The 15,049-nt window shown below is 54.8% G+C and carries 11 protein-coding genes; 2 read left to right on the plus strand and 9 right to left on the minus strand.

From position 1 onward, the window contains the following. Nucleotides 1-56 precede the first annotated feature (56 nt). Entirely contained in the window at nucleotides 57-785 is a 729-nt protein-coding gene (gene trmJ / locus BG55_RS13265; RefSeq protein WP_034938366.1) for a tRNA (cytosine(32)/uridine(32)-2'-O)-methyltransferase TrmJ, read from the minus strand. 118 nt (nucleotides 786-903) lie between these two features. Here trmJ and suhB point away from each other — a divergent pair, with 118 nt between their 5' ends. Then, complete coding sequence (suhB, locus tag BG55_RS13270) at nucleotides 904-1,707, plus strand: inositol-1-monophosphatase (protein WP_034938368.1); 804 nt, start codon at nucleotides 904-906, stop codon at nucleotides 1,705-1,707. Between the two features lie 52 nt (nucleotides 1,708-1,759). Here suhB and BG55_RS13275 read toward each other — a convergent pair whose 3' ends face one another. Further along, complete coding sequence (locus BG55_RS13275) at nucleotides 1,760-2,761, minus strand: nickel/cobalt transporter (protein WP_034938369.1); 1,002 nt, start codon at nucleotides 2,759-2,761, stop codon at nucleotides 1,760-1,762. After that, nucleotides 2,752-3,354: a DUF1007 family protein gene (locus BG55_RS13280; protein ID WP_034938719.1), complete on the minus strand. Its 603-nt coding sequence runs from the start codon at nucleotides 3,352-3,354 to the stop codon at nucleotides 2,752-2,754. The genes BG55_RS13275 and BG55_RS13280 overlap by 10 nt, the downstream gene beginning before the upstream one ends. Nucleotides 3,355-3,538: 184 nt before the next feature. Here BG55_RS13280 and csiE point away from each other — a divergent pair, with 184 nt between their 5' ends. Next, nucleotides 3,539-4,807, plus strand: a complete 1,269-nt coding sequence (gene csiE / locus BG55_RS13285) for a stationary phase inducible protein CsiE (protein ID WP_034938370.1) — start codon at nucleotides 3,539-3,541, stop codon at nucleotides 4,805-4,807. Nucleotides 4,808-4,879: 72 nt separating this feature from the next. On the opposite strand, the gene glyA is transcribed toward csiE, so the two are convergent. The 6 genes from glyA to purL all read right to left on the minus strand — a co-directional run bounded on the left by glyA (nucleotide 4,880) and on the right by purL (nucleotide 15,034). Then, the gene (gene glyA / locus BG55_RS13290; RefSeq protein WP_034938372.1) at nucleotides 4,880-6,133 is read right to left on the minus strand and encodes a serine hydroxymethyltransferase; all 1,254 of its coding nucleotides are present in this window, start codon (nucleotides 6,131-6,133) and stop codon (nucleotides 4,880-4,882) included. A 339-nt stretch (nucleotides 6,134-6,472) separates the two neighbouring features. Next, nucleotides 6,473-6,811: a nitrogen regulatory protein P-II gene (glnB, locus tag BG55_RS13295; RefSeq protein WP_034938373.1), complete on the minus strand. Its 339-nt coding sequence runs from the start codon at nucleotides 6,809-6,811 to the stop codon at nucleotides 6,473-6,475. Between the two features lie 142 nt (nucleotides 6,812-6,953). Beyond that, nucleotides 6,954-8,288: a two-component system response regulator GlrR gene (glrR, locus tag BG55_RS13300; protein WP_034938375.1), complete on the minus strand. Its 1,335-nt coding sequence runs from the start codon at nucleotides 8,286-8,288 to the stop codon at nucleotides 6,954-6,956. Continuing rightward, on the minus strand, nucleotides 8,285-9,028 hold the full coding sequence (qseG, locus tag BG55_RS13305) for a two-component system QseEF-associated lipoprotein QseG (RefSeq protein WP_034938377.1): 744 nt from the start codon (nucleotides 9,026-9,028) through the stop codon (nucleotides 8,285-8,287). Before qseG ends, glrR begins: the two co-directional genes overlap by 4 nt. 2 nt (nucleotides 9,029-9,030) lie before the next feature. Then, nucleotides 9,031-10,458, minus strand: coding sequence for a sensor histidine kinase (locus tag BG55_RS13310; RefSeq protein ID WP_034938378.1), 1,428 nt, complete (start codon nucleotides 10,456-10,458; stop codon nucleotides 9,031-9,033). 688 nt (nucleotides 10,459-11,146) lie between these two features. Further along, nucleotides 11,147-15,034, minus strand: a complete 3,888-nt coding sequence (gene purL / locus BG55_RS13315; RefSeq protein WP_034938380.1) for a phosphoribosylformylglycinamidine synthase — start codon at nucleotides 15,032-15,034, stop codon at nucleotides 11,147-11,149. Nucleotides 15,035-15,049: the final 15 nt, after the last annotated feature.

The raw sequence follows: 15,049 nt of genomic DNA on the forward strand, positions 1-15,049 counted from the left end.
TAAAACACTCAACTATTTAACCTGGTAATTTACTCAACTATTGTGGTGCGCTGCACTCACTTCTGCCCTTTGGGTTTTTCCAGCGACGAGAGCATACCCCGCAGGATATTCAGCTCATCCCGTTCCGGACGGGCACGGGTGAACAGGCGACGCATTTTGCTCATTACCTGTCCCGGACTGCCTTCGCGGATAAAACCACTGCCCGTCATCATCTGTTCCATATGCTGGTAAAAACGTTCGAGATCTTCAACCAGCGGATAGGGAGAGGCGTCATACTCGGGCTGGGCTGCTTCCTGCCATTGCAGAAAGGCCATACGGACTTCATAAGCAATAATCTGCACCGCCATTGCCAGGTTCAGTGAACTGTATTCAGGATTTGCCGCTATCGCCAGGTGATAGTGGCACTTTTGCAGCTCTTCATTGGTCAGGCCAACACGCTCGCGGCCAAACACCAGTGCCACAGGTGCCTGCTGGCCCTCCTGCACGCTTTTCACCCCGCATTCACGTGGGTCAAGCATTGGCCAGGGGAGAGAACGGGAACGTGCGCTGGTGCCAACCACCAGGCTGCATCCCGCCAGCGCTTCATCCAGTGTGTCAACAATATGCGCCTCGCCAATCACATCGCTGGCACCAGCAGCCAGCGCAATTGCCTGGGAGTCGGGCTTAACCAGAGGATTAACCAGATAAAGGTTGCTTAAACCCATTGTTTTCATAGCGCGGGCGACGGAACCCATGTTGCCGGTGTGAGACGTTTCCACCAGCACGATTCGGATGTTATGCAGCATAGTTATTCAGATCTGAGAGATAATTTGACGATGCTAACATATTTTAAGGACATTTGCCGTTCCTGCTGTTATAATCCGCGCCGTTTTCCCGTTCTTTAACATCCAGTGAGAGAGACCAATGCATCCGATGCTCAACATCGCCGTGCGCGCTGCGCGCAAGGCCGGAAATTTAATTGCCCGGAGTTACGAAACCCCGGACGCCGTCGAAGCCAGCCAGAAAGGCAGCAATGACTTCGTTACCAATGTTGATCGCGACGCCGAGCGCCTGATTATTGAGGTGATCCGCAAGTCTTACCCGAAACACACCATTATTACTGAAGAGAGTGGTGAACTGGCCGGGGAAGACCAGGATGTGCAATGGGTTATCGATCCACTGGATGGCACCACCAACTTCATCAAACGTCTGCCCCACTTTTCTGTTTCTATTGCGGTACGCATCACAGGCCGTAACGAAGTCGCCGTGGTTTACGATCCCATGCGCAATGAGCTGTTCAGCGCGGTACGTGGTCAGGGCGCTCAGCTCAATGGCTACCGACTGCGCGGCAGCAGTGCCCGCGATCTGGATGGCACTATCCTGGCGACCGGCTTTCCGTTCAAAATGAAGCAACATGCCACACCTTACATCAACATCCTGGGCAAACTCTTTACCCAGTGCGCTGATTTTCGTCGTAATGGTTCCGCCGCGCTTGATCTGGCCTATGTTGCCGCAGGCCGGGTGGATGGCTATTTTGAAATCGGTCTTAAACCCTGGGATTTTGCCGCCGGAGAACTGCTGGTGCGTGAAGCCGGTGGTCTGGTCACCGACTTCGTTGGCGGACATGGCTATCTGACTTCGGGCAACATCATTGCGGGTAATCCTCGCGTGGTGAAATCGATGCTGGCCACCATGCGTGATGAGCTGAGCGAAGCGTTAAAACGCTGATCCCTCCTCCGCTTGCCGTCGGGCCGTTGGCATTGCCACAGGCCCGGCTGCATTAATTCAATAATACTGGCCGGATACCGCCGGATATCGCCGGTTGGGCCGTCAGCCACAACAACACGCCCACCCCCATCAGCACCATCCCTCCCGCCAGGGAGAGACACGACCAGCCCACTTTCCGCCAGCGGGCCTGTGGCATATTCCGACTCAGTTTCACTGCCAGCGCACGGGACACCTGCACCAGCAGGGCCATTGCGGATACCGTCATCGCTGTGCCCACCGCCATTGCCAGCGCTGAAAGCACACCCCACAGATAGACACCGATCACTTTTGAAAATAACAGCATCATAATCGCGCCGGAGCAGGGCCTGAGCCCCATTGACAGCACCACGATTATTTTGGTTCTGCCACTGACCGCCTTGTCGAGCATCCCGCTGTCAGGCACATGCTGGTGGCCGCATCCACAGGTCGCGCTGTGCTGATGGTCATGTGGCACAATCCGCCGGATAGTGAGAGTTTGCGTTGTCCGCAGCACCCGAATAATTTTTCCCAGTGCTCGCCAGCACAGCCAGGCTCCCAGGCCAGTAACCAGCAGATAGCTGGCCTTCTCCAGCCAGAAGCTACTGAGATGAAGCTGACGGGATGACAGTTGCAATATCACCAGCATTACCGTAACCAGTGCAATCGCCACCCCACCCTGCACCACGGCAGCAGCCAGGGTCAGTTGCAGACTGGTTTTTACCTTCGTCGGATGCGTTGCCAGAAAGGTGGCGATAACGACTTTGCCATGACCCGGCCCCAGCGCATGTAACACGCCGTATACCAGGCTGAAGCCCATCAGCGTCAGCCCGGCCTGATGGGGATGTGTGGCGACCTGTTGCAGCAGGATGGTCATTTGCTGATGCAGCGATTTCTGCCAGAGAATGCTTTGCAACAGGATTTGTGGCCAGTGCAGCCAGGCGGCCACGCCGGTCATCAGCAGAAGCACCAGCAGCAGTATCAGCGGCCAGAGATGTCGCCAGCCAACAGATTTTGACGGCAGAATAGTTACTGACATGTCAGAGTCACCGTCTGGGCAAACTGCCTGCCAAGATCCATCTCTGCCGGCGGCGCATCGGCCTTGTCCAGCGACAGCGCGTAAGCTTTCATTGAAGCATCGGCTTTTGGGGTGTGCAGAGTCAACTTACACTGCTGCGCCAGGTCGGCGGGAAGGTGCAAAAATTTTTCAGAATCGTAATACATATCAACAAAGTAAGTCGGATCAAAAGTGGAAAACGTGTAGCGCTGACCGGCCAGTGGCTGCGGTTGGCCCAACGGTAAAATAAACTCCAACACGGCTTTATGTCCCTCTCTGAAAAGCTGATATTCCGGAGGCAGGTTGTAAAACTTCACTGCCTTACCTTCATGCCAGAACTCGCTGAAATAGTGCTGACCAAGCACATTAGCCATTACTTCAGCCGCCAGTTTTTTCCATACGGGCGAACCCGGTTGCGCTTTACCTGCATCGTAGAGCAGGTCGGCAGAGGTTATCTCATCCATGACCCAGTGCATTTTCAGTCCGGTCAGTTGGTTACCTTTGTGTACCGGCGTCAACTGCATCGCAATAAAGCTGTGGGGATGGCTCCATGCCAGCGGCGTTGTCAGCAGCATAACTGCCGCGATCGCCCGTCTGAAAAATACGTTATAACATAACAAATCTTATTCCTTCCTGTTATCTGGAAAAAAATTCTGTGACCTGTCCTGAAAGACGTGAATAAATCTGACCGACCCGAAATCATCCCGCTACTGTCGGACTATCCTTAGCGTTGTCTTTCTTTCACCTGGATTGCAGACGATGAGTTTATCCCCCCAAAATCCCTCTGCTTTCTCCCGTTCTCAACGTCACTGCCATCTGCTGTTATTACTTTATCTTCCGGATACCACGGTCACCCTGGCGTCACTGTGCCAGTTGAATCAGGTGGAGCAATCCGTCACCCGGCAAGATATAGCGGAGGTGGCAGCAGAAATCCAGCGCTATCACCGTCTTGTCCTCGACCAGGATACGCGGGGAGACTATCGGATCGACGGTAAGGAGCTGGATCAACGATTGTGCCTGCTGCACTGGCTACGCCGTGCAATTCGCCAGTCACCGGATTTTATTCAGCACTATTTCGCGCCTGGCGTTAAACGGCAGTTGAAACGACAGGGTTTCGCAAAAGCGCTGTATGACGATCGTAATCTCCAGGCGCTGGTCGGGCATTGCGCCAGGGGACTGTCACGGGATTTCAGCGATCGCGATCGCCAGTTTCTTCCGCTTTTTATCCAGCATTCACTGGCGCGCTGCATTGCTACGGAATTCAGTGACGCTCAACTGGCGTGGCTGTCAGTTCGTCCTGAGTATCAGCTTGCTCTGGAAATAGTGCAGCACTGGCAGAAACGCTGCAAAACCACCCCGGACGCCAGCGAGGCCAGTTTATTCGCTTTGGTGTTCAGTCAGTTGTATGCACCCGTTGCAGATAAGGTCCATCATCCGCACGAGCATCAACTGCTCTCTGCGGTTCGCAGGATGATTGAACGCTTTCAGCAGCTTTCAACGCTGCATTTCAGTGACGAACAGGGACTTTGCGCCCAGCTTTATACCCATCTTGCCCAGGCGCTGGAGCGTAATCTGTTTGCTATTGGCATTGACAACAGTCTGACAGAAGAGGTGGTGCGCCTCTATCCACGATTGCTACGAACCACGCGTGAAGCGGTGTCAGAGGTTGAACTGCTTTATAAGCTGCGCTTTTCACAGGAAGAGCTGGTACTGATTGCGGTGATTTTTGGTGCGTGGTTGATGCAGGAAAATGCATTACAGGAAAAACAGGTGCTGTTGCTGACCGGAAAGGATCGCCAGCTGGAGCTGGAAGTTGAACGCCAACTGCGTGAGCTGACCTTACTACCGCTGAATATTAAATATCTCGATGTGGAAACTTATCAACGAGACAGTGCGCCCAAAGGCACTGCGCTGGTCATATCACCCTACGCCACGCCATTGCCACTCTATTCCCCGCCGCTGATCCATGCTGAGCTTCCGTTACAGAATCAGCAGCAGCAGCGGATTAAAAACTTGCTGGAGTCGTAATGTGTAATCTGTTCAGCGCCATGATCAAACAGCGGGACAAAATGTCCCGCTGATATTTCGGCTCGGTGCGGTTTACGCGTAAACCGGGAAGCGTTCGCAGATTTCAAGCACCTGCTTTTTGACGCGCTCCTGAACACCCTGATCGTTGATATTATCGAGGATATCGCTGATCCAGCCAGCCAGCTCACGCACTTCGGCCTCTTTAAAGCCACGACGGGTGACTGCCGGAGAACCAATGCGAATGCCAGATGTGACAAACGGGCTTTTTGGATCGTTCGGCACGCTGTTTTTGTTAACCGTGATATTGGCACGGCCCAGAGCCGCATCAGCCTCTTTACCGGTCAGGTTTTTATCAACCAAATCAAGCAGGAAAAGGTGGTTATGCGTGCCGCCGGAAACGACATTGTAACCACGCGCCAGAAACACCTCTACCATCGCTTTGGCGTTTTTCGCAACCTGCTGCTGATACACTTTGAACTCCGGCTCCATCGCTTCTTTCAGCGCTACCGCTTTACCGGCAATCACATGCATCAGCGGGCCGCCCTGACCACCAGGGAAAACCGCTGAGTTCAGTTTCTTATAAAAATCTTCGTCGCCACCTTTCGCCAGAATCAGACCGCCACGTGGACCCGCCAGCGTTTTGTGCGTGGTAGTGGTGACAATGTGAGCGTGTGGAACCGGGTTTGGATAAACGTCTGCGGCAATCAGGCCGGCAACGTGCGCCATATCGACAAACAGGTAAGCACCGATGCTGTCGGCAATTTCACGCATTTTTGCCCAGTCACAAACGCCAGAATAGGCAGAGAACCCGCCAATAATCATTTTCGGTTTGTGCTTCTGCGCCTGTGCAGCCAGATCGTCATAATCGATTTTACCGCTGTCATCAATGCCATAAGGCACCACATTATACAGTTTGCCGGAGAGGTTGACCGGAGAACCATGAGTCAGATGGCCGCCGTGTGCGAGGTTCATCCCAAGGATGGTATCGCCGGGTTGCAACAGGGCAGTGTAAACCGCGAAATTAGCCTGTGAACCGGAGTGCGGCTGGACGTTAGCATAGTCAGCGCCAAACAGCGCTTTGGCACGGTCAATCGCCAGCTGTTCGACAATATCAACATATTCACAGCCACCGTAGTAGCGTTTGCCCGGATAGCCTTCGGCGTATTTGTTGGTCAGCTGAGATCCCTGTGCCTGCATCACTCGCGGACTGGTGTAATTTTCCGAAGCAATCAGTTCAATATGCTCTTCCTGACGCACTTTCTCCTGCTCCATTGCCTGCCATAATTCGGCATCATAATCGGCAATATTCATATCACGCTTTAACATCCGCTTCTCCTGACTCTGCTAACTACTGTTCGGCTTTGAATGGCCCATAGGGGCGAAGGCAAACAGTGTAAACCGTTTTGCCTGCCGACTGCCAGCCGCAAAGCATGCTTTTTACGCAATCGTTTGGCTCCAGCCGTGGCAAGCCTTTGATGCTATTTTTCAGCCGCCTGGCGTTCAGGACATTTGATCATCCACTTGATGCGAAATTTTCATCATCGTCATGAAAAGCGCAGTGACAACACCCTTAATGTTCAAGGGGTATTGTCACTGCCTGTTAAAGCAAAAAGGGCAGATATCCTCAGACACCTGCCCTTTTTTAAATCCGGCCTCTGGCCAGAATCAGATCGCTTCTTCGTCTTCTTCGCCGGTACGAATACGCACCACGCGCGATACGTCGAAGACGAAAATCTTACCGTCACCGATTTTCCCGGTCTGCGCCGTACGAATGATGGTGTCCACACAGGTATCAACCAGATCGTCTGCAATGACGATCTCAATCTTTACCTTTGGCAAAAAATCGACCATATATTCAGCACCGCGATACAGCTCAGTATGCCCTTTCTGACGGCCAAACCCCTTCACCTCAGTGACGGTCATACCGGTGATACCCACTTCCGCCAGCGCTTCGCGTACGTCATCGAGTTTGAACGGTTTAATAATTGCATCAATCTTTTTCATGGCTGACCCTTTTTACACCCCCCTCGGCCGGAAGGTAATTATCACAGTATAAGTGCAGCGGACAGCGCCCGCAGCGGGGGTCTGTCTCCATTTTCAGGACGCCTAAGCTACCATATCCTGTGAACTTAGCGGCAGGAAAAAACTACACTTTAAAATCAGACGCATCCAGTTCATGGCGCGACAGTAACTTATAAAACTCCGTGCGATTGCGTCCGGCAAGTCGTGCAGCGTGCGTGACATTCCCTTTAGTCATCTGTAACAGTTTACGCAGGTAATTCAGTTCAAACTGGTTTCTTGCTTCAGCAAAGGTGGGCAGAGCGGTGTTTTCACCCGCCAGCGCCTGCTCAACCAGCGCTTCACCGATCACCGGCGCAGAGGTCAGTGCCACACACTGCTCAATAACATTGACCAGCTGACGTACATTACCCGGCCAGCTGGCAGCCACCAGCCGTTTCATGGCATCGGTGGAAAAGCTGCGAACGAAGGGTTTATGCCGCTCCGCCGCCTGCCTGAGCAGATGGTTTGCCAACAGCGGAATATCTTCCGCACGCTCGTGTAGCGCCGGGATTTTCAGATTGACCACATTCAGCCGGTAAAACAAATCTTCCCGAAACTCTTTCTTTTCCATGGCCTTGGGCAGATCGCGATGGGTGGCGGAAAGAATACGCACATTGATGTCAACATCGTGATTACTGCCCAGCGGGCGCACTTTTCGTTCCTGTAGCACGCGCAACAGTTTGACCTGGAGCGTTGGCGGCATGTCACCAATTTCATCAAGAAATAACGTACCGCCCTCGGCGGCCTGAAACAGGCCTTCACGGTTGCTGACCGCCCCGGTAAATGCCCCTTTCGCATGACCAAACAGCTCTGACTCCAGCAGCTGTTCTGGCAAAGCACCACAGTTAATGGCAATAAACGCGTTGCCTGCTCGCGGGCTGGCGGCATGAATAGCCTGAGCCAGAATCTCTTTGCCCGTGCCGCTCTGCCCGTTAATCAGCACGCTGACATCTGACTGAGCAACCATTCTCGCCTGCTCCAGCATACGCAGCATCAGCGGGCTGCGGGTCACAATGCTTTCCCGCCAGGCATCATCACTGGCTGGCGCGCGGTGAGCCAGCGCCTGGTCGATAGCGCTGTACAAGGCATCGCGATCCACCGGTTTGGTGAGAAAACTGTACACGCCCTGCTGGGTGGCCGATACCGCATCAGGAATAGAGCCGTGGGCTGTGAGAATGATCACTGGCATGCCGGGCTGGATCTTCTGAATTTCACTGAACAGCGCCAGACCATCCATTTCGTCCATCCGCAGGTCGCTGATCACCAGATCGGTCTTCTCACGCGGCAGGATGCGCAACGCTTCCGGTCCACTTTCCGCCGTAAGCACGCGAAAACCTTCACTGCCCAGTCGCATTCCCAGAAGCTTGAGCAGGCTGGGATCGTCATCCACCAGCAGCAACGTTGCCGATCTCTTTCTCATGGCTGGCTGGTATCCTCTGTGCTGTTATGCGGTGAAAGGTTTTCTGTCGAGCCGCTTTTTTCCGGATGACCGTTATCCGTACTGTCAGCAGAGCGACGCGACGACAGCTGACGTTCAATATCGGTCAGCCTCTCCAGTTTACGGCGGGTGAGGTTCAGTTCTTTGTTCAAGGTAAGCTGCTGCTGACGCAGGGCATCAAGCTGTGCATCGCTTCCCTGTTGCAGATGATGATAGCGCATACGCTCTTCTGACAGCTGTAACTGCCCCATCTGGTCGTCCCACCAGAGCTGCATCAGCGGCCGGACAGCGGCCGGATAACGCTGGCTGAAAGTATCCAGCCGTTGCAGATATTCCCGGCGTTCCAGCGGCGTGACGTTGCCGTTGGCCAACAGCACACCCTGTTTAAAAGCGCTCTGCCAGTTATCATCCGGCCAGTTACGCGCCTCACTTCGAGCGTCGGCTGCTGAGAGCCTGGCGGCACAATCCATAGCCCGCAGCCAGTAAAGCGCATTCCCGGTAACAGCCTCATCATCAGCAGGCCAGATGCGATCGCATGGCACCTGCTGGTAATCGAGAACTTTGCTTTCCGGTTCGATCAGGGTGCGATGTTTAGCCGCTGTCGGGGGAACGGTACTATTGCTGTGACAGGCGGTAAGTAATGTCGTCAGAAACGCCGCCGTGATAGCTGTTGCAATGCGAGGAAAACACTTCACGGCGGCAGAAAAGACATGCGTTGTCATTATTATTCATTCCCGGCGATGGTATTGAGTTCAATTCTGAAGCAAACATCCGCCTCATCGCTGCTGACCAGTTGAAGATCGCCCTGCAAACGATGCAAACAATCTTTGGCAATGCTAAGCCCAAGCCCGCTGCCTTTCACTGCGCCTTTGCGCTGCTGACTTCCCTGGAAGAAAGGTTCGAAGATCATTGCCTGTTCGGCCAGAGGGACTGAAGGACCGGTATTAGCCACCTCGATAATCACCTTGCGGCCCGTCTGGTAACTACGGATCCAGATGGTACCCGATTCAGCGCCGTAGTGTATCGCATTCGAATAGAGATTATCGATGGCTCTGGTCAGCAAATCAGCCTCTGCCAGACAGACATGCGCCAAGAGCGCAATCTCAGTGCGCATTTTTTTTGCCCTGGCAGTCAGGCTGTGTGTGGTAACGATATTGTCCACCAACGCCGCCAGTTGCACCGGCTCCATCGCGATCTGGGCTTCTGACAGTTTGCGGTTGTAATCCAGCAGTTGTTCGATCAGCCGTTGCAGATGTCGGCTGCTCTCATCCAGAATGCTGACCACCTCATGCTGGTCGGCGGTTAAGGGACCAACCACCTCATCTGCCAGCAGGGCCGTACCTTCTCGCATACTTGCCAGCGGGGTTTTCAGCTCGTGGGAGAGATGACGCAAAAATTCATGGCGCTGAGATTCCAGCCAGGCAAGGCGCTCACTCAGCCACAGGATCCGCTGCCCCAGCGATCGCAGTTCACGCGGGCCTTTAAAAGCCAGGCTGTGATTAAGCGACCGCCCTTCTCCCAGACGGTTAATCATTCGCTCCACGGCTTTCACCGGCCCGATAATCATCCGGGTGAACAACAAAACCAGCCCAAGGCTGAGCAGAAAGAGTATCAGGGCCTGCCAGCCAAAATACTGACCACGTTCAGCGATTTCACGCTGTAACTGAAGCCCTCTGGAAAAAACCACCTCGCGCGTGGACTGTACCAGCTGAGCATTCGCGGCAGAAAATGCTTCCAGCGTGTCAGAAGCCGCCTTAACCGGATTGTTGTTGTCACAGGTCATTTTATTTAACTGCATCAGCGACTGACGCAATGAATCATAAATATGGGCGTCCGGCAGCACTGAAGCCTGGGCATCCAGCAACTGGGAATATTTGTTGCGCTGAGTCTGATAAAGGCTGGCCAGCATGGGGTCATCCAGCACGCAATACTGCCGGTAGCTGCGTTCCAGTTCCAGTGCGGTACGGGCCATCACCTCGCTGCGACGAACGTCAGTCAGGGTCGTCCGGTTGGTATCGGCCGCGCGATCGCTCAACGCCGACAGGCTTTCCCACGCCTGCCAGGCCAGGACCAGCAGCGGCAATAACACCAGCAGAAACGCCATCAGCACCAGCTGACGCAGGGAACGGGGGAAGATACGCCATGTTTTCAATCAACACTCTCCTCAACACTCTTTCGTCATGCTAACGGAGTACATCCGGGGAAGAAAGTGCTGGCGTTAAAACGAAAAATGGCAGATTCGCGGAATCTGCCATTCTGCTGTAACGGGATAAATCATTACAGTAAATGAGGTGGTGCCTGGCTCAACGTTGCGTCCGATGCTTGATAAAGCCACTGAAGGTCTGTTATCGGTTTTTTTGGACGGCAGGCACCGTTTTGTGCGTCATTCGGGTTGTTAAGAAGCACTTGACCGCTTTCGCAGGGCTGTCTTAACCAGGTGAATGAGCCACTGCGAACATTTAAGCAAAAAATATGCCATAATTCAAAAAATATTTTATCCCACTGTTTTTACTCATAAAAATAATCCTGCCATCCCTCGTATACGCCCGCATCGCTTTAATGCTGTCTGTAAACGTCGTCAGAAGGAAACAGTAAATGGGCATGAGAGGCATATTCTTTTAAATCAATAAATTAAATGTCACCTTTTAACGACATACTGACCAGGAAAATGTCGTGAAATTGCAACATCCACACTAATCCTCTGATAAGAAAAGTTTTTAACCAGCACTAAAAAGACAACCCCAAAGGGTTGCCTTTTGCACTGACGTGCTATCAGGCTGACATTAATCTCACCACCCGGTCTGCGCTGACATTATCGCCGTGCGAGACCCGTGAGAGCATCAGCCCAGCTGCCTGCGGGCGTTACGGAAAATCCGCATCCACGGGCTGTCCTCCCCCCACTCTGCCGGATGCCAGGAGTGACTTACCGTGCGGAAGACACGCTCAGGATGCGGCATCATAATGGTGACGCGACCGCTTTCATTGCTGACGGCAGTGATGCCGTTTGGCGAACCGTTCGGGTTTGCCGGATACGCCTGCGTCACCTTACCGAAGTTATCAACAAAGCGCAGAGCCACCAGCCCTTTCTGTTCCAGTGTCGCCAGGTGCGCGTCGTCGCGAACTTCGACAAAACCTTCGCCATGCGATACCGCAATCGGCATTCTCGACCCGACCATCCCCTCCAGTAGCAGTGACGGACTGGCGGCCACTTCCACCAGGCTGAATCGGGCTTCGAAACGTTCAGACTGATTGCGAACAAAACGCGGCCAGGCCTCACTGCCTGGAATCAGCTCACGCAGATTGGACATCATCTGACAGCCGTTACAAACGCCCAGTGCCAGCGTCTGCGGACGATGGAAAAAGGTCTCGAACTCATCACGGACACGGTTGTTGAACAGGATCGATTTCGCCCAGCCCTCACCCGCCCCCAGCACATCGCCATAGGAGAAGCCACCGCAGGCCACCAGCGTCTGGAATTGATCCAGGCCAGAACGTCCTGCTAACAGATCGCTCATATGAACATCGATGGCATCAAAACCGGCACGGTGGAAGGCGGCCGCCATTTCAACATGGGAGTTGACGCCCTGCTCACGCAGGATGGCAACTTTGGGACGAGTACCGGTGGCAATGAATGGTGCGGCAATATCTTCCTGTGGCTGGAAGGTCAGCGCGACATTCAGGCCAGGATCGGCATCGTTTTTCTTCGCGTCATGTTCCTGATCGGCGCACTGTGGGTTATCGCGTAACCGCTGCATTTGCCAGGTGGTTTCTGCCCACCAGGTGCGCAGGGTGGTCCGGCTTTCACTGTACAGCGTCGAACCGTCAGCGGTGACCACAAAGCGATCGCCTGGCTGAGCACTGCCCAGGTAATGAACACAGCCCGACAGACCGTGATCGGCTAACAGTTGCTCCACCGCCGCACGTTCGCTGGCAGCCACCTGAATCACCGCGCCCAGCTCTTCATTAAACAGCGCGGCCAGGGCATCACTGCCCAACGCGGAGATATCCGCTGTCAGGCCGCAGTGACCGGTGAAGGCCATTTCCGCCAGAGTAACCAGCAGACCACCATCGGAACGATCGTGGTAGGCCAGCAGTCGCCCGTCAGCCACCAGTGCCTGGATGGCGTTAAAGAAGCCCGCCAGTTGCTGTGCATCGCGCACGTCTGCCGGTTTGTCGCCCAGCTGGCGATAAACCTGAGACAACGCGGTTGCCCCCAGGGCGTTAACACCCTGCCCCAGGTCGATCAGCAGCAGGGCGTTGTCCTGTTGCGGCTGCAACTGAGGCGTCACCGTGCGCCGGACATCTTCCACTCTGGCAAACGCAGTGATCACCAGCGATAACGGCGAGGTCATTTCGCGTTGTTCACTGCCCTGCTGCCAGCGGGTTTTCATCGACATCGAATCTTTACCCACCGGGATAGTGATCCCCAGCGCCGGACAGAGCTCTTCGCCCACCGCTTTCACCGCCGCATACAGGCCGGCATCCTCGCCGGGGTGACCGGCAGCAGCCATCCAGTTTGCGGAGAGTTTGACACGTTTCAGTGAGCCAATTTGCGTCGCGGCAATATTGGTGAGCGCTTCCCCGACGGCGAGACGCCCGGAGGCGGCAAAATCCAGCAGCGCCACCGGCGCGCGTTCCCCCAGCGCCATCGCTTCACCATAGTAGCTGTCAAGGCTGGCAGTGGTTACCGCACAGTTGGCCACCGGGATCTGCCACGGACCCACCATCTGATCGCGGGCAACCATGCCGGTCACTGAGCGATCGCCGATGGTGACCAGAAAGGTTTTTTCCGCCACGGCGGGCAGGTGCAACACACGACTGACCGCGTCAGCCAGGGTTATCGCCTCACGCGCCAGCGGCTCACCTTTGGCCTGCAACGAGGTGACGTCACGGGTCATTTTGGGGGTTTTGCCCAGCAGCACGTCCAGCGGCATATCGATCGGCTTGTTGTCGAAATGGCTGTCAGTCAGCGACAGATGCAGTTCTTCGGTGGCTTCACCAATCACCGCATAGGGCGCGCGCTCGCGTTTACACAGTGCATCAAACTGCGCCAGCTTCGAGGGTGCCACGGCCAGCACATAGCGCTCCTGCGATTCGTTACACCATATCTCCAGCGGACTCATGCCTGGCTCATCGCTGAGAATGTCACGCAGGTTAAAACGACCGCCGCGCTCGCCATCGCTGACCAGCTCCGGCATCGCATTCGACAGGCCGCCTGCGCCGACGTCATGGATAAAGAGGATGGGATTATCTGCGCCCAGCTGCCAGCAGCGATCGATAACTTCCTGACAGCGACGCTCCATTTCCGGGTTATCGCGTTGCACCGACGCAAAATCCAGATCGGCATCCGACTGTCCTGACGCCATTGAGGAGGCCGCGCCGCCGCCCAGACCGATATTCATTGCCGGGCCGCCCAGTACGATCAGTTTGGCTCCGACGCTGATTTCCCCTTTCTTCACATGGTCAGCACGGATGTTGCCGATGCCGCCCGCCAGCATCACCGGCTTGTGATAACCGCGCAGCTCAGTGCCGTTATGGCTGGTTACCCGCTCTTCATAAGTGCGGAAGTAGCCATTCAGCGCCGGACGACCGAATTCATTATTGAATGCTGCGCCGCCCAGCGGGCCTTCCAGCATAATATCCAGCGCGTTAACAATCCGTTCCGGCTTACCAAAATCTTCTTCCCACGGCTGCTCAAAGCCCGGAATACGCAGATTGGATACGGAGAATCCCACCAGCCCGGCCTTCGGTTTAGCGCCTCTTCCGGTGGCGCCTTCATCACGGATTTCGCCGCCTGAGCCGGTCGCCGCACCCGGCCACGGCGAGATGGCCGTCGGATGGTTGTGGGTCTCCACCTTCATCAGAATGTGCGTATCTTCGTGGTGGAAATCATACTGCCCCTGGCTGTCAGCATAGAAACGCCCCACCTGTGAGCCTTCCATAACGGCAGCATTATCTTTGTAAGCGGAAAGAACGTGGTCAGGCGTCTGCTCAAAGGTATTTTTGATCATTTTAAACAGCGACTTCGGCTGCGCCTTGCCGTCGATGACCCAGTCGGCATTGAAAATCTTGTGACGACAGTGTTCGGAGTTAGCCTGAGCGAACATATACAGTTCAATATCATTCGGGTTGCGCCCCAGTTTTTCGAACGCCGCCAGCAGATAATCAATTTCATCGTCGGCCAGCGCCAGGCCCAGCCTGCGGTTGGCCTGATCCAGCGCAGAGCGTCCTTCACCCAGGACATCAACACTCTCCAGCGGGGCCGGTTGATGATGGGCAAACAGCTGTTCAGCCTGCGACATCTCACTGAGCACCACTTCCATCATCCGGTCATGCAGCAGCGTCGCCAGCTGGGTCCACTGTGTCTCGTTTAGCTGTGGCGCCTTAATGTAGAAGGCGAGCCCGCGCTCAAGGCGCAGCACCTGCGGCAGGTCACAGTTATGGGCAATATCAGTGGCTTTAGAAGACCAGGGAGAGAGGGTTCCCGGACGTGGCGTTACCAGCATCAGCCGGCCTTCCGGAGCATGTCCGGTGAGAGAAGGACCGTACTGCAACAGGCGGGCGAGGCGCGCTTTTTCATCAGCAGAGAGCGGCGCGCTGACCTCGGCAAAATGGACGTACTCGGCGTAAATGTCACTCACCGGCAGGTGAGCGTCCTGAAAGCGGGCCAGCAGTTTGTTAATACGAAATGCCGACAAAGCGGGCGAACCACGCAGTATTTCCATCATCAAAGATCTCTCGTC

The organism is Erwinia mallotivora, assembly GCF_000590885.1.
In the GTDB taxonomy this organism is placed as follows: domain Bacteria; phylum Pseudomonadota; class Gammaproteobacteria; order Enterobacterales; family Enterobacteriaceae; genus Erwinia; species Erwinia mallotivora.